This window comes from Dinghuibacter silviterrae (assembly GCF_004366355.1).
Taxonomy (GTDB): domain Bacteria; phylum Bacteroidota; class Bacteroidia; order Chitinophagales; family Chitinophagaceae; genus Dinghuibacter; species Dinghuibacter silviterrae.
Genome location: NZ_SODV01000001.1, coordinates 1,276,963 through 1,296,946 on the forward strand (window position 1 = coordinate 1,276,963; position 19,984 = coordinate 1,296,946).

The 19,984-nt window shown below is 55.9% G+C and carries 17 protein-coding genes; 16 read left to right on the plus strand and 1 reads right to left on the minus strand.

Annotated features, from left to right (window positions below; genetic code table 11):
- The first annotated feature begins 16 nt into the window (after window positions 1-16).
- The 15 genes from EDB95_RS05655 to EDB95_RS05725 all read left to right on the plus strand — a co-directional run bounded on the left by EDB95_RS05655 (window position 17) and on the right by EDB95_RS05725 (window position 17,994).
- A complete protein-coding gene (locus EDB95_RS05655; protein ID WP_133991430.1) occupies window positions 17-2,218 on the plus strand; it encodes a hypothetical protein in 2,202 nt (733 codons plus the stop codon).
- A complete protein-coding gene (locus EDB95_RS05660) occupies window positions 2,205-3,983 on the plus strand; it encodes an ABC transporter ATP-binding protein (protein ID WP_133991432.1) in 1,779 nt (592 codons plus the stop codon). The genes EDB95_RS05655 and EDB95_RS05660 overlap by 14 nt, the downstream gene beginning before the upstream one ends.
- A gap of 48 nt (window positions 3,984-4,031) precedes the next feature.
- On the plus strand, window positions 4,032-5,117 hold the full coding sequence (gene atpB, locus EDB95_RS05665) for a F0F1 ATP synthase subunit A (protein WP_133991434.1): 1,086 nt from the start codon (window positions 4,032-4,034) through the stop codon (window positions 5,115-5,117).
- A gap of 33 nt (window positions 5,118-5,150) precedes the next feature.
- Window positions 5,151-5,399 (plus strand): ATP synthase F0 subunit C, encoded by a 249-nt coding sequence (atpE, locus tag EDB95_RS05670; protein WP_133991436.1) that lies wholly within the window; start codon window positions 5,151-5,153, stop codon window positions 5,397-5,399.
- 78 nt (window positions 5,400-5,477) lie between these two features.
- A complete protein-coding gene (gene atpF / locus EDB95_RS05675; protein ID WP_133991438.1) occupies window positions 5,478-5,978 on the plus strand; it encodes a F0F1 ATP synthase subunit B in 501 nt (166 codons plus the stop codon).
- Window positions 5,978-6,541 (plus strand): ATP synthase F1 subunit delta, encoded by a 564-nt coding sequence (gene atpH, locus EDB95_RS05680; RefSeq protein ID WP_133991440.1) that lies wholly within the window; start codon window positions 5,978-5,980, stop codon window positions 6,539-6,541. Before atpF ends, atpH begins: the two co-directional genes overlap by 1 nt.
- Before the next feature lie 9 nt (window positions 6,542-6,550).
- Window positions 6,551-8,128, plus strand: a complete 1,578-nt coding sequence (gene atpA / locus EDB95_RS05685; RefSeq protein WP_133991442.1) for a F0F1 ATP synthase subunit alpha — start codon at window positions 6,551-6,553, stop codon at window positions 8,126-8,128.
- A gap of 314 nt (window positions 8,129-8,442) precedes the next feature.
- The gene (locus EDB95_RS05690; protein ID WP_133991444.1) at window positions 8,443-11,673 is read left to right on the plus strand and encodes a T9SS type A sorting domain-containing protein; all 3,231 of its coding nucleotides are present in this window, start codon (window positions 8,443-8,445) and stop codon (window positions 11,671-11,673) included.
- 97 nt (window positions 11,674-11,770) lie between these two features.
- Window positions 11,771-13,999 carry a TonB-dependent receptor gene (locus EDB95_RS05695; protein ID WP_133991446.1) on the plus strand — a complete coding sequence of 743 codons (2,229 nt, stop codon included), beginning with the start codon at window positions 11,771-11,773 and terminating at the stop codon, window positions 13,997-13,999.
- An 11-nt stretch (window positions 14,000-14,010) separates the two neighbouring features.
- On the plus strand, window positions 14,011-14,649 hold the full coding sequence (locus tag EDB95_RS05700) for a hypothetical protein (RefSeq protein ID WP_133991448.1): 639 nt from the start codon (window positions 14,011-14,013) through the stop codon (window positions 14,647-14,649).
- 5 nt (window positions 14,650-14,654) lie between these two features.
- Window positions 14,655-15,275, plus strand: a complete 621-nt coding sequence (locus EDB95_RS05705) for a hypothetical protein (RefSeq protein ID WP_133991450.1) — start codon at window positions 14,655-14,657, stop codon at window positions 15,273-15,275.
- On the plus strand, window positions 15,253-15,552 hold the full coding sequence (locus EDB95_RS05710) for a winged helix-turn-helix domain-containing protein (RefSeq protein ID WP_246073530.1): 300 nt from the start codon (window positions 15,253-15,255) through the stop codon (window positions 15,550-15,552). Before EDB95_RS05705 ends, EDB95_RS05710 begins: the two co-directional genes overlap by 23 nt.
- An 18-nt stretch (window positions 15,553-15,570) precedes the next feature.
- Window positions 15,571-16,500 (plus strand): ABC transporter ATP-binding protein, encoded by a 930-nt coding sequence (locus EDB95_RS05715; protein WP_133991452.1) that lies wholly within the window; start codon window positions 15,571-15,573, stop codon window positions 16,498-16,500.
- Window positions 16,490-17,317: an ABC transporter permease gene (locus tag EDB95_RS05720; RefSeq protein WP_246073532.1), complete on the plus strand. Its 828-nt coding sequence runs from the start codon at window positions 16,490-16,492 to the stop codon at window positions 17,315-17,317. The genes EDB95_RS05715 and EDB95_RS05720 overlap by 11 nt, the downstream gene beginning before the upstream one ends.
- Before the next feature lie 5 nt (window positions 17,318-17,322).
- Window positions 17,323-17,994, plus strand: a complete 672-nt coding sequence (locus EDB95_RS05725; protein WP_246073533.1) for a LolA family protein — start codon at window positions 17,323-17,325, stop codon at window positions 17,992-17,994.
- A 4-nt stretch (window positions 17,995-17,998) separates the two neighbouring features.
- On the opposite strand, the gene pdxA is transcribed toward EDB95_RS05725, so the two are convergent.
- Window positions 17,999-19,087 carry a 4-hydroxythreonine-4-phosphate dehydrogenase PdxA gene (gene pdxA / locus EDB95_RS05730; RefSeq protein ID WP_133991458.1) on the minus strand — a complete coding sequence of 363 codons (1,089 nt, stop codon included), beginning with the start codon at window positions 19,085-19,087 and terminating at the stop codon, window positions 17,999-18,001.
- 57 nt (window positions 19,088-19,144) lie between these two features.
- Here pdxA and rsmA point away from each other — a divergent pair, with 57 nt between their 5' ends.
- Window positions 19,145-19,897, plus strand: coding sequence for a 16S rRNA (adenine(1518)-N(6)/adenine(1519)-N(6))-dimethyltransferase RsmA (gene rsmA, locus EDB95_RS05735; RefSeq protein ID WP_133991460.1), 753 nt, complete (start codon window positions 19,145-19,147; stop codon window positions 19,895-19,897).
- Window positions 19,898-19,984: the final 87 nt, after the last annotated feature.

Genomic DNA, 19,984 nt, shown 5'->3' on the forward strand with positions numbered 1-19,984 from the left:
TGAAAAATTGCCGTCGATGAAGGGACTATATATCGCTGCCTTAATGATTTCCGTGAGTTTTTGTGCGTATGCACACGGGCAAAACGACACCACCAAGATCCGCATCCCCCTGAACCGTCAGATCTTCCACGATCGAATCGATGACGAACAGGTGAAGGCTGACCTCATGGACGGCAAAAGGGACACGCTTCTCCATATTTCTCCCAGCCCCGCCATCAACAAACAGGCGTCGGACGCCATTTTCAAACAGGTCGACTGGCTCCAGTGGCGGATCGAAGCCGACATGCGCATCCCCGGGACCAACGAGAAGATCAAGTATCTCCGGGACCTCGAAGACCTGGTGAAGGATTTCCAGAACCGGTGGAGGGAACATAAATTCAGCCCGGAACTGACGGCGGCCTTGGTCAGGGACTTTCAGAAGGTCATGGATATGGATATCAAGGGGGGCAGCATTGAAGACCTCATCCAGGAGATGCCCTATGACGTAGGGGCCATACTGGTGGACATATTCAATGACAACCCGGGGGCAAAAGCAGCAGGCAAAGTATTGTTTCTCAAGTATTGCGGCCTCCATACGTCGTATATCCTGCCCAACATCCTGCCGTACAAGGACGAACCCTTTGCGGACAGCCTGATCGCCGTGGTGGCGGTCAAACGGCCACAGGAGTTGTATTCTTATGCCCAGGCCCTGGGCTCGCCCACGGCCAACCTGATCCGCCGGAACGAGGATCCGAAGGTAAAGGTGATTGTTCAGATGAGTGACACCAAGGACGGCCAACTGCTTTTCCCTTTTATCGACGACCTTCTCAGCGGAAAACAGACAACGGATGACATCGGCAAAACGCTCGGCAACGACGTCCTGTACTATAAACTCCTGGTAAAGACGGAGATCGATTATGCCCGCCGGCTTCCGCTCAGGGATACCCCCATGGGGATGCACAACCTGACGGACATGCTTCAGACAAAAGCCCTGAGCGTGTTTGTCAATACGATCAACGAGCTCCACGAATCCCCCGACCCGGTCCGGTTTAAGTGTCTGCAACCGTTGACCCCCGAGGAGCTGTATTACCTCATGGTGTTGGGGGAAGAGGACATCTTTACCTCCAGCTACGTGTATTGTTACAAAAAAATGATGGAGAAGATCCCCTCCCACAAGGGGGACTCACTGCTGCTCAACGTCTGGTTCGACAAGTTCAAGAAGTTTATCAAGATGGCGGCGAGCTATAACACGCTGGGGGACTTCCTCCGGTCGATGGACGACGGGCATGCGATGCCGCTCATGGCGGCCTTTGCCCGCGGACTGGACCGGACCGCGGACAACAGTCTGGAAGACGCGGTGGACGTGGCGGATTCCTACGCGAGCATCAACGACCCGAACCTCCGGGATTTTCTGTTGAACGAGGTCAATACCAATTATGACCGCTGCCTGGCGGAACACAACAAACGCGGGGAGGTCATCTATTACCTGCTCAAAACCATTTTCGCGGCGGCGGATTCCAACAGCCATATCGACCTCACCAAGGAGGTCGGCATTCCGCCGATTTATAGGGTGGACCACAAGAGCCTGGTGGACGACAGCGGAAGGGTGGTGGAGCAGGTCTTTTTCTACGGGGACAAAGACGGCCTTCAGTCTTATGCGGATTTTATGAGCCTGTTTAGTCCGAAGGAGTGGAGGATCAGCCGCACCAAAGAATGGATCACGATCAAATCCATACACGGCAAGCCGGTCTGGATCTTTGCCAACCTCCCGCTGGACAACATCTCCGACCAGGATGCGGCGGCCCAGAAGGATCTTTGCGACTACCTGGATAAGGAGAACCTGCACCCTACGGTGGTGATCCACCGCGGGCACAGCTACCACGTGAAGTACACCATCCCGCAGATTGCCCCGTCGGCGAGGATCATTATCTTAGGCTCCTGCGGAGGGTATAAGAACCTCCACGACGTATTGGAAGTCTGCCCGGACGCGCACATCATTTCCTCCAAACAAACGGGTACGCAAACCGTAAACGAGCCCATCATCAAGGCCCTGAACAGCGAGCTGCTGGCGGGAAAAGACGTCGAATGGATCGCCCTTTGGAACGCGCTGGCCCGGGAGTTCAAAGGGAACGCCCAGGCGATGGACCGGTTCAGCGACTACATTCCTCCCCACAAGAACCTAGGGGCCTTGTTCATCAAGGCATACAAGATCAAAATGGGAACGGATGAAGAAAACTAAAAAGGCTTTTGATATAAAGGCCTTGTCCCGGGTTTTTAGCTTCGTAAAACCTTATCGAAAGCGGTTTTATTTCTCCATCTTCCTGGCCATCGCCCTGGCGGCGATTGCACCCCTGCGGCCCTACCTGATCGAGGTGACGGTCAACGACTATATCCAGCACGACCTGGTCAGGGCCCTGATCGTGATCACGGGGTGGCAGGTCGGTTTGATCATCCTGGAAACGGCACTGCGTTTTTATTTCACCTTTATCACGGCCTGGCTGGGCCAGTCGGTGGTCAAGGACCTGCGGGTGACCATCTTCGACAAGATCCTCCGGCTCAACCTGGCGCAGTTCGACACCACGCCCATCGGTACGCTGACCACCCGCACCATCAACGACATCGAAACCATCAATGATATTTTTGCGGAAGGGCTTATCCCCATCGTCGCGGACCTGTTGTCCATCGTGGCGGTGCTTATATCGATGTGCTGGATGAACTGGAGGCTCACGCTGGTCTGCCTGATTCCTTTTCCCGTCTTGATCGTGGCCACATATTACTTCAAAGAGAGCGTCAACCGTTCCTTTATCCGTGTCCGGAACGCCGTGGCCGCCCTCAACGCCTTTGTCCAGGAACACCTCACCGGGATACAGGTGGTGCAGGCCTTTGCGGCCGAAGACAGGGAATACGCCCGGTTCAAGAAGATCAACAAGGAACACCGGAACGCCAACATCCGGTCCATCTTCGCCTATTCGATCTTTTTCCCGGTGGTGGAAATTATCCTGGCGTTGTCCCTGGGATTGCTGGTATGGTTCGGTGCCCACCAGGCACTGGACCCGCTTTTCCCGGACAAACAGCGGCTGGCCGGCCAGATCGTCGCCTTTATTTTGCTCCTGAACCTGCTCTTCCGGCCCTTGCGGGTCATTGCCGATAAGTTCAATGTCCTCCAGATGGGGATGATCTCCAGCGAGCGCGTCTTCCGGGTGCTGGACAACCCCGACACCCTCCCGGACACCGGGACCTATGCGCCTGCTACCCTGGCGGGCCGGATCCGCTTCGACCATGTCTGGTTTGCCTATACCGGTGAACAATACGTGCTCAAAGACATCGACTTTGCCGTGGAGGCAGGGGAGACGGTGGCCATTGTAGGGCATACGGGCAGTGGCAAGACCTCCATTATCAGCTTGTTGAACCGGCTGTATACCATCCAGAAGGGGCGTATCCTCGTCGACGATGTGGCTATAGAAGACTATAGACTGGAGGCCCTTCGTTCGCGGATCGGGATCGTCCTGCAGGACGTTTTTCTTTTCAGCGGGTCTATCCTGGATAATGTGACGCTTCGCAACCCGGACATCTCCAGGGAACAGGTGGTCGCCGCCGCGCAGTTGATCGGGGTCCATGACTTTATTATGCAGCTCCCGGGAAACTATGACTATAACGTGATGGAACGGGGAAATACCCTTTCCCTGGGCCAGCGGCAACTGTTGTCTTTCCTGAGGGCGCTCCTGTACGACCCCGCCATCCTCATCCTGGACGAGGCGACTTCCTCGGTGGATACGGAGTCGGAGGCGCTGATACAGCGGGCCATAGACACGCTGATCGCGGGCCGGACGTCCATTGTGATCGCCCACCGGCTGTTTACCATCCGGAAAGCGGACAAGATCATCGTCCTCGACAAGGGGGTGATCCGGGAAATGGGTTCCCACGAAGCGCTTATGGAAAAAGGGGGATTTTACGCCCGGCTGCACCGCCTGCAGTTTGAGAAGGAAAATGTGTCCCTCAGATGAGTTATTTGACTTAGTACACTTATCTTTGCGCCAAATTTGACCTCCGGTATGGGATCAAGGACCTTCAAATCTTTATTGGTAGCGGTTTTCAGCCTAATAATTACTTTATTTTATAATACGTCGATTGCAGCGCCCGGGAACGATAAACCGGAGCATTTTGATGCGGGTAAGGAGATCCTCCACCACATCGCCGACGGCTATGAATTTCATTTTTTTACTATAAGTGGGACGAAGTATTCCCTTCCCCTGCCGGTCATCCTGTATTCACCCCAGCGCGGCCTGAGCGTTTTTTCTTCCGCCCACATCGTGGAAGGAGAGGCTTACCAGGGGTATAAGCTGGACGATTCCAGGATCGTCCCCGTAAAGGAGGACGGTACCGTGGACAACGCTATAAAGGTCTATGACCTGTCCATCACCCGTGCGGTCGCCCAGATGATGTTTGCGATGATTCTTTTCGTCTGGCTGATGGTTTCGGTCGGCAGGACCTACAAGCGGAAAGGATTTAAGACGGCGCCGAGTGGTAAGGAGAATTTCCTGGAGCCGATCATCCTCTTTATCCGGGATGAAGTAGCCGTGCCCAATTTAGGTACGAACGCCAACAAGTTTATGCCGCTGCTGCTGACCATCTTTTTCTTTATCCTGGTCAATACGCTGTTGGGCTTGTTCCCGGGCTCGGCCAATGTCACCGGGAACATCGCCGTGACGATGTCGCTGGCGCTGGTGTCGTTTATCGCGATCATTTTCTCCAGCAACCGGCACTACTGGGGACACATGTTCTGGCCTCCCGGAGTCCCCTTCTTTGTCAAGGTCATCCTGATCCCGGTGGAGATCGTGTCGAACCTGGTCGTCAAGCCGGCGGCCCTGATGATCCGTCTTTTCGCCAACATGGCGGCGGGACACATCGTCATCCTGAGTTTTATCTCGATGATCTTCATTTTTGGGGAGATGAGCCAGGTGGCCGGTTGGGGTTTTTCGCCCGTATCCATCCTTTTCTGCGTCTTTATCTACTTCATCGAGATTCTCGTTGCCTTTATCCAGTCCTTTATCTTCGCCACGCTGACGGCCGTCTTTATCGGCCAGGCCAATGAAGGGGAACACGACCATGGCGGACACGACGATCCCCTCATCGTATAACATCGATCATTTTTATATATAAAATCAAGTAGTATGTTGAACACAATGTTACAAGCGGCCACAGGGATGGCTCAATTCGGGGGTGCCGTTGGTGCAGGCCTCGCCGCTATCGGTGCCGGTATCGGTATCGGTCTGATCGGTAAGGGCGCTGTTGAATCCATCGCCCGTCAGCCGGAAGCCAGTGGCGACATTCGCGCCAACATGATCCTGACGGCGGCCCTGATCGAAGGGGTTGCCCTGTTTGCGGTGATCGCCGGTCTGCTGGCGGTACTGTCCAAATAGGCCGCGCACAGTATTACTGCACCCGAAGCACAGGGCGGAAGGTGCAGTAAAATTTTAAAAAAAGTTTAAATTGAATATATGTTGCCACCGCTCTTAACACCCGGCCTTGGCCTTTTCGTTTGGAACCTGCTCGCCTTCGTGATCGTCTTTTTGATCCTGAAGAAATTTGCCTGGAAACCGATTATGAAAAGCCTTGGCGAACGGGAAAAGCATATTGCCGACTCCATCGCCACCGCCGACAAGGTGAAGGCGGAGATGGCCCAGCTCAAAAACGAGAATGAAGCCCTGATGGCCCAGGCCCGGGAAGAAAGGTCCCTGATGCTGAAGGAAGCAAAGGAGACCCGGGACAAGATTGTACAAGAAGCAAAGGACAAGGCCAAGGCCGAAGCCTCCAAGATCATAGCGGAAGCACAGGTGACCCTGGAACAACAGAAACAGGCGGCCATTACGGACGTGAAGAACCAGGTCGGTAACCTCGTGATCGAAGTCGCCGAAAAGGTCCTCCGCCGGGAGCTCGCTGCCAAAGGAGAACAGGAGAACTATATCAGGGAATTGTCCAAGGATGTTAAATTGAACTAATGAGCTTACGAGTAGCGACGCGATACGCCCAATCCCTCATCGACCTGGCCGTGGAAAAGAACAGCCTGGAGCAGGTCCGTGAAGACATGGAGTACTGGCAGGCCGTTTGCCGGGAAAGCCGGGACCTGGTCCTGATGCTCCAAAGCCCCGTGATCCACGGGGACAAGAAGCTGGCCGTCCTCCGCAAGGTAGGCGGGGCGCACCTGGGGGCTTTCACCGGCGCGTTCGTCGACCTTCTCGTCCGTAAGGGACGGGAAAACGACTTCCCGGAAATCATAGACGCATTCCTGGAGCAGTACAACACCCTCAAGGGTATTCATGTCGTCCGGCTGACCACCGCTACCCCCGTGGGCGAAGGTGTACAGCAGGCGTTGAAGGACAAGTTGAAAAGCAACCTGGCTTTGGACAATATCGTCCTCGAAACCGCGGTGGACGACGCCCTCGTGGGGGGCTTCACCCTGGAGTTCGACGGCAAGATGGTCGACGCCAGCGTGGCCCGGGATCTGCGCGACATCCGCAAACAGTTCACAGAAAACATTTACGTGTCAAAAATTTCAAAATAGCCTTTTACTATGGTAGGTATCAAACCAGACGAAATATCAGCGATCCTGCGCGAACAGCTCAGCAACGTCAACGTGGGCGCAGAATTGGAAGAGATAGGGACCGTATTGCAGGTGGGTGACGGTATCGCCCGCGTGTATGGTCTCAATAATGTACGCTCCGGGGAGCTGATCACCTTCGAGAACGGGGTGAATGCCATCGCCCTGAACCTCGAAGAAGACAACGTCGGGGTGGTATTGATGGGTGAGTCTTCCGGTATCCGCGAAGGCGGAAAGGTCCGCCGGACGGGTAAGATCGCCTCTATCAAAGTAGGGGATGGTCTCCTGGGCCGCGTCATCAATACGCTGGGTAACCCGATCGACGGGAAAGGCCCCGTGGCCGGTGAGCTGTATGAAATGCCCCTGGAACGCAAAGCCCCCGGGGTTATCTACCGCGAACCCGTAAAGGAACCCCTCCAAACGGGGATCAAGGCCATCGACGCGATGATTCCCATCGGCCGCGGCCAGCGGGAACTGATCATCGGCGACCGTCAGACGGGCAAGACCGCCATCGCTATTGACACGATCATCAACCAGAAGGAATTTTATAAATCCGGTCAACCGGTATACTGTATCTATGTCGCCATCGGTCAAAAGGCATCCACCATCGCGGGTGTCATGAAGACCCTGGAAGAAAACGGCGCCATGGCCTACACCGTCATCGTCGCCGCACCGGCCGCCGACCCTGCTCCCCAGCAGTTCTACGCGCCCTTTGCCGGTGCTGCGATCGGGGAATACTTCCGGGATACCGGCCGTCCGGCCCTGATCATCTATGATGACCTTTCCAAACAGGCGGTAGCCTATAGGGAAGTGTCCCTCCTGCTTCGCCGCCCGCCCGGACGTGAGGCTTATCCTGGTGACGTCTTCTATCTCCACAGCCGCCTGCTGGAGCGCGCCGCCAAGATCATCGCCAACGACCAGGTCGCTTCCCAGATGAACGACCTGCCCGAAAGCATCCGTCACCTGGTTAAAGGCGGGGGCTCCCTGACCGCCCTGCCGGTGATCGAAACCCAGGCCGGTGACGTATCCGCCTACATCCCCACGAACGTGATCTCCATCACCGACGGACAGATCTTCCTGGAATCCAACCTGTTCAACGCCGGTATCCGGCCCGCCATCAACGTGGGTATCTCCGTGAGCCGCGTAGGGGGGAACGCCCAGATCAAGTCGATGAAAAAGGTCGCCGGTACCCTCAAGCTGGACCAGGCGCTGTACCGCGAAATGGAGGCCTTCTCCAAGTTCGGCGGTGACCTCGACGCCGCCACCAAAGTCGTCCTGGACAAGGGTGCCCGGAACGTGGAAATCCTTAAGCAAGGCCAGTTCCAGCCTTTTTCGGTGGAAAAGCAGGTCGCCATCATCTACCTGGGTACCCAGGGGTTGCTCCGCGAATTGCCGGTCCGTCGCGTAAAGGAATTTGAAGAGCAATTCCTCCTGGAAATGGAGAACAAATTGCCCGAGGTCCTGGCCCAGTTCAAAAAAGGCGCCCTCCCGGAAGACGGGGTGGCGAAGATGGTCGAATTGGCCCGTCACCTGATCCCCCAGTTTAAGTAGTATATTTACTACAGGTCTAGTACAAATACTGAATAATAAAATAAATTAATGCGAGTCCCATCCAGGGCTCGCTTTTTTTTGTACCTTTCGCCTGAATTGTACCCTGTGGCTATGCGCCTTTTGCCCAAAGGAGGTGGCCGCGTCCCTAAATCCGTATGTATGAAAACATGGTTACGCTCCTTTTTATTTGGCTGGATGCCTGGACACACGCGCCTTTCCATGGTAGCGGTCCCTTTTTCCTTATCGACGAATCCCGGAAATAAGACGCTCTATTGAGGGCCTTTCCTTTTCGTGCTTTTTTAAATCCAGTCCTTATGAAGCGGCATTTTTTACTCCTCATAGGTATCCTCACCGGCTTTGGCGCGGTGGCACAGACGACCACCTCGGCCACGGTCTCCTATGTGTTGGGGGAAGGCGACAACGTATCCTGCGTCACCGCCGGCGGACATACCTCCCATACCTATAAGGATGGGTTCGTGTCGTTAAAATACACGCCTTCTTCCCTTACCCTGGCCAATTCCTCCTGGCCATCCAGTCCGTGTTATCCGACATTCCCCTCCTGGGCCAACCAGGTCGGGTCTCAGACCTGGAACAACGGGCCTATCCAGATGTTTTCCTCATCTTATGCGTATAACCCGGCCAACCAGCAGGTATATTTCATTACGGTGGTGGATAGTACGTTACCGGGCGGTGGAAACCAATACAATTCGTATGTATTCACCTGGAAGGTTGGGACTTGTCCGACCACTACGTTAAACCCCATCATAGAAGTCCAGAACCAATACATTGTGGGCGCCAACTTTGACAACAGCGGGAATATGTGGGTCATCAACGAGCTTGGTAACGGGCCGTACACCCTCCAATTGCAGGATTTCGTTGTCACCACGACGTCGGTCACGATCGAGCAGCCGGAAACCGTCAACCTGCCCGCCTCCATGCCCGCTATCAATGCACAAAACGGGGACTTTATCATCTCGCCCACAGGAGTATTATTTGCCGTACTGGATAATAAAGAACTGACGATCAACTACCCGGCCTATACCAACAATGCGGCGGCCTCCGTGGGGGCAACCTACGTAGGCCCGGTGAGCGTGCCCTCCGGGGATAACGTGGTAGGCCTGGCCTACGCCAGCGGCACCCTGGTGGCGGCGGACTATTCGACCGGTTACAGTTGCACCCCGCCCTACGAGTCCATCAATATGGTCACGAGTGCTGCAACCACTATCACCTATTCGACCGGCAACGGCGGCCTGAACGCCACGGACCTTACGAGCGTCACCAGCGGGGTCGGCGCCGCCAAATCCCTGGTGTCGGTAACGTCGACCGGGACCGCCAACGAATATACCGTGGTGTATGACGTTTTCATACAGAACTACGGGAACTACCCCGTGTCCTATATCCAGGCGTACGACAACCTGGGGAACATACACGGCGCCGCCAACGTCAAAAACGTATCTACCGCCTTTGTAGGGTCCGTTCCCACCGGGCTGGCCCTCAACACAAGCTATAACGGGACGACCAACGACAGCCTCCTGGTTTCCGGGGGAACCCTGCCCAACTATCCCGTAGCCAACGACGACTTTACCGTCCAGATCACCGTTACGCTGGATAATATCCAATCCGGGACCATCTACTATAACTCGGCCATCGGCTATGGTGTGGGTCTGGGCGGGGACCGGCTGACAGACACCTCCACCAACGGGTCCAACCCCAACCCGGACGGCAGCGGTAAACCGGACGATCCCGGGGAAGACATACCTACCCCTTTCCTCATCGGTATTACCCCCACCTCGGCGCCTTGTACGACCCTGCCTACGGTGGTCTTCCAGGAGAACTTCGGATCGGGGAGCAGCAGCCTGACGTCAACGCTTCCTCAATCCACGGAGTCCTCATGGTATACAGGGACGACCTCCGCTCCGATGGGCGTCAATACGTATACGCTCACCAACAACGCCAATAACGGTAACACAAGCAATTATATATCGCTTACGGACCATACCACGGGATCAGGAGACATGATGGTCGTCAGTAGCCCGACCCTTGGTCCGAACACCGTCTTCCAGGAAAAGGTGTCCGGTTTGTGTGCCAACCTGAAATACTCATTCAACGCCTACGTCGCCAATGTCGACGATACCAGCAGGATATCCTTCTGTAATGCCGTCGGTGGATACCAGCCGCCGAACCTGACGTTCCAGCTCTTTGACTCGAACGCCAATATCGTTGTCGCCAACCTTTCCACAGGGCCTGTCTGGAGCCATACCTGGACTTCTTACGGGATGCGTGAACCCCTGCCGACGCAATCGACGGGTACCGTCTACCTCCAGATCATCAACAATGGCGGGGGCAGTTGCGGGAGTGACTTTGCGCTGGACGACATCTCCTTCGGCTTGTGTGACCCCTTGCCGGAAGTCAGCGTAGACGGGGCGCACGCCGGTTGTAAAGACTCCAGCACCGTTCTCCGTGTGTCGCTGGTGGATACGTCCGTATTCGGGACCGACCAATTGGTCTTCCAGTGGCAGGACTCTATCCCGGGCGGCACCTGGACCACGACCATGCCCACCGGTGTCGGCGCCTCCACCCTCGATACCCTGATCATCAACCCCGTCGAAGCCGCCAACGCCAACCGGTACTACCGGGTGAATGTGGCCGCTGTCGGGAACTCGATGACGGGTTGTAGTTACTTTTCCCCCGGATTCCTTATTTCCCTGAAGGCGTCGTCCCTGCCCCCCACCGGGGTAACGGCCAGCCCGTCGACGACGGAAGGATGCTCGGAGGTCCCGATCACCCTTACTGAAAGCGGTGGGTTCCTAGGGGATGGAGGACAGTATGTCTGGTACACGGCCGGTTGCGGTGTGGGTACCGCCATTGGCACCGGTCCGTCCATTACGGTCGAGCCTACCGTCACCACCGCCTACTTCGTAAGAGCCGAGGGTGCTTGTAACAACACCGTCTGCGCGGCCACGGCCATCACGGTTACCTGTACCCTGCCCACCGACCTGGTGTACTTCAACGGCAGCTACGCCGGCGGTATATCGACCCTGACCTGGGAAGTGACCGACAACGAGAACCTCGTGGGCTTCTATGTGGAACGCTCATTGGATGGTGTCACCTTTACCCGGATCGATTCCGTCAACGCCACCGGCATGAACGGGATAGCGGACTACAGCTATAATGATAACGTCGCCTCTTTGCATACCCAAACCATTTCGTACAGGATTGTCCTTCATTTCAAGACCGGGGACCAAAAACCCAGCTCGATAGTGGTGATCAGCAAGCCCCTGGACAACCAGGGCGGCCTGGTGGTCTTCCCCAACCCGGCGTCCACCCAGCTCACCATTTCGATTACCTCGGACAAAGAACAAGAGCTCTCCTACACGCTGATCAGCATGCAGGGACAAATCCTGACGACCGGCGCCCAAACCCTGGTACGTGGTGGTAATACCGTCATCGTCAACGGGTTGCAGTATGTTGCCAGCGGTGCTTACATCCTCCGGATCCAAACCCAGGATGCGGTGGTACAGAAAAAGATCATTATTCAGAAGTAATTACTAATCAAAGCCTAAGTAACCGGCGGCCTGTTGGGGTCGCCGGTTTTTTTATCCAACATTTGGTTTATAAAACAAACTACTTTATCTTCGAGATATGTTACGATTATTAACCTTTTCCCTTTTGCTTCTCCTGTCCTCCCAAAGCTGGGGGCAGGTCCGGATTTCGGGACGGGTCCTCAATAAAAAGAAAAAACCCGTCGTGGGGGCCAGCCTGACGATTAAAGACAGCTACGACGGGGCGACCTCCGATTCGACCGGTCAGTTTTCCTTTACCACCACCGAAAAAGGCAAGGTCATTTTGGAAGCGACCGCCGTCGGCTATAAGGACTTTGATGTATACGTGACGCTGGGAACCGTTCCGGTTCACCAGGACGTGGTATTGGCGGACAACGTCAGTGAGATGAGCGCCGTGATCATCACCGCGGGGAGCTTTGCCGCCGGAGACAAGCAAAGGGGGACCGTCCTGAGTTCTACGGATATTTATACCACGGCCGGGGCGGCGGCCGATATCACCTCCGCCATCAAAACCCTTCCCGGCGCCCAGCAGGTGGGGAACCAGACCGGATTGTTTGTGCGCGGCGGCACGGCGGAAGAAACGAAAGTATTTATCGACGGGAGCCTTGTCAATAATTATTTTTATACAGGTACGCAGGACATCGCATCCCGGGGAAGGTTCTCCCCCTCTCTTTTCCAGGGAACGGTCTTTAGTTCCGGGGGATATTCCGCGCTATACGGACAGGCCCTTTCCTCGGCCCTTATCCTTGAATCGACCGACCTCCCGGACAAAAGCACGGGAAGCCTGGGCGTGTCCTCCGTGGGGCTAAACGCGGGTTATGATCAACTGGCCAAAAACAAACGGTCCAGCGTCGGGATAGACTACAGCTATGTCAACCTCTGGCCGTCTTTCCAGGTCATCAAGCAAACACCGGACTATTTTCAGGTCCCCGTCGTCCAGACCGTGGAAGGCAATTTCCGGATAAAGACGGGAAAGGACGGGCTCTTAAAGTTTTACGCCTACTATTCGGGCAACCAGTTTGGGTTGAGGCGGCCCGACATCGATTCGCCCGCGCTAAAGAATGCTTTTTCGCTCCAGAACGGCGACTTTTTCGGCAACCTTTCCTGGAAACAGAAGTTTGGGAAATGGCGGTTGACGCTGACGGGCTCCTACAGCAATAACCTCGATAAGATCCAGAATGTCCTGGAAAATGCAGAGAACGCCCAGGTCAAGGTCTCCGAATATCCTTACGACGGCAAAAGCCTGTGGGCCCACAACCTGGCCGAGCTGGGCCAGGGGAAAGGAATCCTCGAATACAAGCTCCACGGGTTGAGCGCCATCCGCGTGGGTGGAGAATACCAATACGGGTATTACCAAAGCAAGTTTTACAACGATACCATCCCCCAGGTCACCAACGGGTGGAAGGACAGCTATACGGCTGCTTTTGCCGAAGCCGATATCTATATCACACCTTTGCTGGCCCTCAAGCTGGGTGGACGGGCCGAATATTCCAGCCTGCTGGCCAAGACGGATCTGGCGCCCCGGCTCTCCGCGGCGTATAAGATCGGACCCGGGCAGGTGTCCCTGGCTTACGGCGTCTTTTATCAGAAACCCGACAACAACTTTCTGCTCTTTGGTGCAGACAAGGACTACCAGAAGGCGACGCACTACATCGCCAACTACCAGATCATGAACCTGGACCATACCTTCCGGCTGGAGGGTTTCTATAAAAAATACAACAACCTCACCAAGACGTACCCCGACACGGTGGGGACGGGTTACGGGTATGCAAAAGGGGTGGAGGTATTTTGGCGGGACAAAAAAAGTTTTAAGGGGATCGACTATTGGGTCTCCTACTCCTACCTCGATACAAAGCGCGACTACCTGAATTTCCCCTACGAAATGGAACCCAATTTTGCGGCCAGACACACGGCTTCGCTCGTGGTGAAGAAGTTTGTCCAGAAATGGAAAACCGGGTTCAATGTTTCTTACAGCTTTGCCACGGGCCGTCCGTATTACAATATCTCGGACTACGGGAAACCCGATTATTACATCGCCGACCAGGGACGGACCATTCCCTACAACAACGTCAGCCTTAGCTTCAACTATATACCCACGCTGAGCAAGCCGAACAGCCGCCACTTTACCGTATGGGTGTTGTCGGTCAACAATGTCTTTAACATCCAGGAGGTCGACGGCTACAATTATTCTTTTAACAACCAGGTCAAACAGGTCATCGAACCGCCGGCGGGACGGTTTATATTCCTGGGCTGTTTTATCAGCTTCGGAACCGACCGGACACAAGACGCCATCAACAATAATTTATAAATTCAATCATTATGCAGAAACTCCTTTTCGCCTTCGCTGTTACGCTGCTGGCCGCCGGCGCCCAGGCCCAAAGCGCCAAATACCACGATGCCATGAAGCAAAGCGTGGATATGCTGGACACGGCCCACAGCCTGCCGACCATGATCGACCTGGCCCATCGTTTCGAACGCATCGGGGATGCGGAAAAGACGCAGAGCCTCCCCTACTATTATGCCGCCTATTGCCAGGTCATGACGACCTTCTTAGGCGACGACAAGACCAAGACCGACGAAATCGCCGATAAGGCCGAAACCCTCATCTCCAAGGCGGAGGGGCTGGACAAACCCACCTCGGAAACGTATGTCGTCCGGAGCATGATCGCCACCGCCCATCTCATGGTCGATCCACAGAACCGGTATATGCAATATGGGGCTGCGTCCGGTGAAGCGCTCCGGAAATCGGAACAACTTGACTCCACCAATCCCCGGCCCGTGTACCTGGAGGGGCAGTCCAAGTTCTATACGCCTGAGGCGTTCGGCGGAGGCAAGACCGTAGCCAAACCCGTATTTGAAAAAGCACTCTCGATGTTTGGTACCTTTAAACCCGCCTCGGACATCGCACCGCGCTGGGGACAGCACGCGACCGAATATTTCCTATCGTTGTGTAATTAAGCACTATGGAAGAAAGACCCATCACCGAACAAGAAAGCCTACGGATCATCGAGTCGATGATCCATGCCGCCAAAACCCAGTTTTCGGAGGACGGACACCTGTATCTCTTATGGGGCTGGGTGGTGTTTCTATGTAGCGTTACCCAGTTTATTCTCATGCGCGTCGTACACACCCAGTGGCACTTCGTCGTGTGGGGGTTGACCTGGGTAGCCCTGGCCTACCAGGTGATATACACCATACAGAAGCGAAAGCGGCGAAGGGTGAAGACTTATGCGGACAGCATCCTGACCTCCGTCTGGACGGCGTTCCTGGTCGCTTTGTTCCTGATGGCCGGGGTGATCGGGAATATTGAAAGGGTAAAGGGGATGGACTATTATGCCATGGTCAATCCCCTTTTCCTTCTGTTGTATGGCGTTCCGACCTTTATCAGCGGCTCGGTCCTTAAGTTCAAACCACTTATCTTTGGCGGGATCGGATGTTGGGTACTTGCGATCGTGGCGGCCTTTCTTCCGCAGGATTGGCAGATCCTGATGCTTAGCGTGGCCATGCTCATCGCCTGGATCTCCCCGGGCTACCAGCTCCGGGCACGGTACAGGAAAACTTATGCTCCCGATCATGGACTTTAAGGAACTCGACCCCATATTGCATTCGCAGCTAAGGCTCGCGGTGATGTCGCTCCTGATTGGCGTGAAGGAGGCCGAGTTTACTTTCCTCAAGGAGAAAACAAGCGCCACCGCCGGTAACCTGAGCGTTCAACTGAACAAGCTCAAGGAAGCGGGGTATGTCGAGATCGTCAAACAGTTCAAAAACAACTATCCGCAGACCATGTGCAAGGTCACCCCTGCCGGGATTGCCGCGTTCGAAGAATACGTAAAGGCGTTGCAGACATACCTGCCCAAGTAACCCTATCTTTGTGTCTGTATGGCGGTCATCGCCCGCATCGGGCACCTTTCCAAGCATTTTGATTCCCTCACGGCGGTAGACGACCTGTCCTTCACCGTCGAGGAGGGAGACGTCTACGGCTTCCTTGGACAAAACGGGGCCGGCAAGTCCACGACCCTCCGGATGCTCCTTTCCCTGATCCGCCCCAGCGGCGGGGACATCGAATTATTCGGCCTGTCGCTTGCCACCCACCGCAAACAGATCCTCCGGCAGGTGGGCGCGGTCATTGAACAGCCGGAGCTTTATCCCTTTTTTACCGGCCTGGAAAACCTCCGGGTGTTCGCCCGGCTGAGCGGCAAACCCCTGAAAAGGGCGGCCCTTTTGGAACACCTGGAAGTCGTCGGGCTCGCCGGCCGCGCCGACGACAAAACCGGGACGTATTCCATGGGTATGAAACAACGGCTGGGTCTTGCCGTGGCACTTGTCCACGATCCCGCCCTGCTGATCCTCGATGAACCGACCAACGGCCTGGACCCCCAGGGCATCGCCGACATGCGCAACCTGATCCTTTCCCTCAGCCGCGACCGGAAAAAAACGCTGATCGTGTCGTCTCACTTACTTAGCGAGATACAGATCCTGGCGACCCGCATGCTCATCATCGACAAAGGCCGGAAGGTGGTGGAGGGCGCCGCCGACACACTATTGAATCCCGCCGATACGCTGGTACACCTCGAAACAGAGGACATGTCCAGAACGCTGGAACTGTTACACGCCTCCGACTGGGCGGGTGCCATCCACGGTGTCGCTCCCCTGGTCCTAAAAATCCACCGGAGCCGCATCCCGCAGCTCAATGCGGACCTGGTCGCCTGGGGCGTGGGTGTAACGCGTCTCGAACCCCGGCATTCGCTGGAGGACTATTTCTTACAATTAACCGCTTCCGCACCTCATGTGGCCCCTTTTGCGCATTGAACTCTGGAAGATCTACCGCAAACCCCGGACGTACATCAGCTTCCTGGCCATCGCCGCCATGGTCTGGCTGATCCAGCTGGGGTTATATGCTGACGGGGAAAACTACATCCGTTTCGGGATGCAGTCCCTGACCGCCTCTTTCGACCTCAGCGGAAAGATCCTGAACGGCTACCTCGTGTGTTTTGTGATCCTGCAGACCTTCCTGATGCAGGTGCCCCTGCTGATCGCGCTGGTCGCGGGGGACATGATCGCGGGCGAGGCCAATACCGGGACCCTCCGCCTGCTCCTGACAAAGCCCATGGGCAGGGGCGAGCTCCTGGCTGCCAAGTTCGCCGCCACCTTCGTCTATACCGTCACCCTCTTGCTTTGGATGGCGCTCCTCGCCCTGCTGGGTTCCCTCCTCATTTTCGGGGTGGGGGATCTGATGATCATGCGCAACCGGGAAATGGACCTCCTCCTGTCGGGCGACGTCCCCTGGCGCTACGCCGCCGCTTTCGGTTTTGCCATCGTCGCCATGACTGCCGTCGCTTCCTTAGCCTTCCTGTTCAGTGTCTTTGCAGAAAACGCCATCGGCCCCATCGTCTCCACCGTGAGCGCCGTCATCGTCCTGACCATCCTGTCCACGATGGACATCCCGTTTTTCAACCGGCTCAAACCCTATCTTTTTACCACCCACATGATCGGCTGGAAGGGTTTTTTCTATACCCCGGTTCCCTGGCACGATATTATGGGTTCCTTAGCGGTGCTCCTGGGACATATCTTAGCGTTTGGCGCCGTGACGTGGATCGTTTTTACACGAAAAGATATTCTTAGCTGATGCGCATGCTTTTGATCATATTTGCCCTCTTTGGTTTTACGCGCCCGGCCTCTTCCCAGGACGTCAACGCTTTGTTGCGCGCTGTGCGCGCCAAGATCGAACAGGTCCGCGATTACACCGCCGATGCACGGCTCGTCATTGACGTCTCCTTTATGAAGGTCCCTCCTTCCGACGTCAAAGTCTATTTCCTGCGCCCCGATCAATTCAAGATCATCAAACAGGGCGGCATTTCCATCCTCCCCAAAGGCGGGCTCAACATCAGCCTGAATGCGTTGCTTCAGGACGGCAACTACGCCGCCATCGACGCCGGTACCATCAAGGGCCAGCGCGTCGTCAAGCTGGTGCCCCTAAAAGAAGGCGGCGACGTCGTCCTCACCACGCTCTATATCGACGAGGCCCCTCTCCTGGTTCGCAAAGCGGTTACGACCACCCGCAACAACGGTACCTTCGAGCTCGACCTCGACTACGGCCACTACGCCGGCTATGCGCTGCCCGACAAGGCGGTGTTCATCTTCAATACTTCCGGTTATAAGCTACCGAAGGGGCTGTCCCTGGACTATGACCCGCATGGCAATACAAACGCTCCCCCGCCCCCGTCAGACGCCAAGGGCCAGATAACGCTGTCCTACGCACGTTACACGATCAACAAAGGGATACCGGCGGGGATTTTCCAATAAAAGCTTATTCCTCGGCGCCGCGCTCGTCTTCGGCGTTGCCGACCACCTGCGCGGAAATCTTTTTGAGCGGATTCCGATGGTTGTCGGCATACTCGCGGCGGGCGCGGATGATGTCGACGCAGGCGAAAAGGGCGGCGCGCAGGGAGGAGGAGTCCGCCTTATTTTTCCCCGCAATATCGAAAGCCGTGCCATGATCCGGGGAGGTGCGGATTCCGCGGAGACCGGCCGTGAAGTTCACGCCCTCGCCGATGGCCAGGGACTTGAAGGGGATCAGGCCCTGGTCGTGGTACATGGCCAGGACGGCGTCGAACTTCTCGTATTGGCCGCGGGCAAAGAACGCGTCGGCGCTATAGGGGCCGAAGACCATCAGGTTGTGGTGCTTGAGGTCTTTGATGGTGGGTTTGATGATGGTTTCCTCTTCCTTTCCGATGAGGCCTTCGTCACCGGCGTGGGGATTCAGACCCAGGACGGCGATCCGGGGTTTGTCGATGCCGAAGTCCCGGCGCAGGGAGTCGTGCATGATCTGGATCTTGCTGGAAATGGCTTCCCGGGTGATGTATTGGGCGACGTCCTTTACGGGCACGTGTTCGGTGACCAGACCTACCCGGAGGTTGGGGGCCGTCATGAACATCAGGCAATCGGACGCCTGGAAACAGGCTTTGAGATAGGGCGTATGCCCGGTATAGGGGAACTCCGGGGTTTGGACGTTGTTTTTGTGGATGGGGGCCGTCACCAGACCGTCGATGCCTTGCTCCTGGAGGGCCTTGACGGCAGCGTTCAGGGAACGGATGGCGTACCGTCCGCCCGCCTCGGTGAGCTGTCCCGGGGTGATGTTGACGTCTTCTTCCCAGCAATTCACGACATTGACCATCTTTGGATTGAGATGGGAGAGGTCTTTGAGGTTATGAAAGTTGAAGTTGACTTCCGGTATGGATTTGCGGTAGAAGTTGATGACCTTGGCGCTCAGGAAGACGACCGGGGTGAAAATATCCAGTACGCGCGCATCGCTGAGCGTCTTGATGATGAGCTCGGGTCCGATCCCGTTTATATCTCCTGAACTCAGCCCTATCACGGGCTTCCTGTATTCTGCCATCGGGTGTAATTTGGCGTAAAAATAGGCATATCCGCGCGATGGTTTACTTTTACGACCATGTACACCCTAAAAAAATCGCTGGGGCAGCACTTTTTAAAGGATGAGGGCATTTCGCAGCGGATCGTGGAAGCCCTGAAGGCAAGGCCCTTCGGGCGTTTGCTGGAAGTGGGCCCGGGCGGGGGCGCGCTCACCAAATACCTGTTGCAGCTCCCGGATGTTGACTTCAAAGCAGTGGAACTGGACGAGGAAAAGGCGGTTTACCTGGAGAACACGTATCCGGCGATCCGGGGCAAACTGATCCGGGGCAGCATCCTGGACATCCCGGCGCCCTGGGAGGGACCATTTACGGTCGTGGGCAACTTCCCGTATAACATAAGTTCCCAGATCCTTTTCCGGGTCCTGGATTGGAAGGATCAAACCGAGACGGTGGTGGGCATGTTTCAAAAAGAAGTCGCCCAACGGGTGGCGGCCAAGGAGGGGTCGAAGACCTACGGTATCCTGAGTGTGCTGGTGCAAGCCTTTTTCCAGGTGGAGTATCTTTTCGAAGTAGGGGAACAGGCGTTTACACCTCCCCCGAAAGTAAAAAGCGCGGTGATCCGCCTGACGCCACGCGCACAGATCCCTGCTTTCCGCTCGGAAGAACACCTGAGGCGACTGGTCAAAACGGCGTTTAACCAGCGCCGCAAGATGTTGCGCAACGCCGTAAAGGGCCTGTTTCCGCCGGATGTCCTGGCGGATCCCCTTTTTGACAAAAGGGCGGAACAATTAAGCGTCGAGGACTTTGCGGCGCTTACGAAGAGGATGTCCTAGGCGGCCCGGAGGGCCGCCGGCCGAAGGCCCATCATTAGCGAATGCGCGGGGATGGGTTATATTTTTCGTATAACCCATCCCCGCGCA

What these genes read in the sequence shown, in the direction of transcription:
- EDB95_RS05655 (WP_133991430.1), top strand. Translation starts at nt 17, where the DNA reads ATGAAGGGACTATATATCGCTGCCTTAATGATTTCCGTGAGTTTTTGT.
- EDB95_RS05660 (WP_133991432.1), top strand. Translation starts at nt 2,205, where the DNA reads ATGAAGAAAACTAAAAAGGCTTTTGATATAAAGGCCTTGTCCCGGGTT.
- atpB (WP_133991434.1), top strand. Translation starts at nt 4,032, where the DNA reads ATGGGATCAAGGACCTTCAAATCTTTATTGGTAGCGGTTTTCAGCCTA.
- atpE (WP_133991436.1), top strand. Translation starts at nt 5,151, where the DNA reads ATGTTGAACACAATGTTACAAGCGGCCACAGGGATGGCTCAATTCGGG.
- atpF (WP_133991438.1), top strand. Translation starts at nt 5,478, where the DNA reads ATGTTGCCACCGCTCTTAACACCCGGCCTTGGCCTTTTCGTTTGGAAC.
- atpH (WP_133991440.1), top strand. Translation starts at nt 5,978, where the DNA reads ATGAGCTTACGAGTAGCGACGCGATACGCCCAATCCCTCATCGACCTG.
- atpA (WP_133991442.1), top strand. Translation starts at nt 6,551, where the DNA reads ATGGTAGGTATCAAACCAGACGAAATATCAGCGATCCTGCGCGAACAG.
- EDB95_RS05690 (WP_133991444.1), top strand. Translation starts at nt 8,443, where the DNA reads ATGAAGCGGCATTTTTTACTCCTCATAGGTATCCTCACCGGCTTTGGC.
- EDB95_RS05695 (WP_133991446.1), top strand. Translation starts at nt 11,771, where the DNA reads ATGTTACGATTATTAACCTTTTCCCTTTTGCTTCTCCTGTCCTCCCAA.
- EDB95_RS05700 (WP_133991448.1), top strand. Translation starts at nt 14,011, where the DNA reads ATGCAGAAACTCCTTTTCGCCTTCGCTGTTACGCTGCTGGCCGCCGGC.
- EDB95_RS05705 (WP_133991450.1), top strand. Translation starts at nt 14,655, where the DNA reads ATGGAAGAAAGACCCATCACCGAACAAGAAAGCCTACGGATCATCGAG.
- EDB95_RS05710 (WP_246073530.1), top strand. Translation starts at nt 15,253, where the DNA reads ATGCTCCCGATCATGGACTTTAAGGAACTCGACCCCATATTGCATTCG.
- EDB95_RS05715 (WP_133991452.1), top strand. Translation starts at nt 15,571, where the DNA reads ATGGCGGTCATCGCCCGCATCGGGCACCTTTCCAAGCATTTTGATTCC.
- EDB95_RS05725 (WP_246073533.1), top strand. Translation starts at nt 17,323, where the DNA reads ATGCTTTTGATCATATTTGCCCTCTTTGGTTTTACGCGCCCGGCCTCT.
- pdxA (WP_133991458.1), bottom strand. Translation starts at nt 19,087, where the DNA reads ATGGCAGAATACAGGAAGCCCGTGATAGGGCTGAGTTCAGGAGATATA.
- rsmA (WP_133991460.1), top strand. Translation starts at nt 19,145, where the DNA reads ATGTACACCCTAAAAAAATCGCTGGGGCAGCACTTTTTAAAGGATGAG.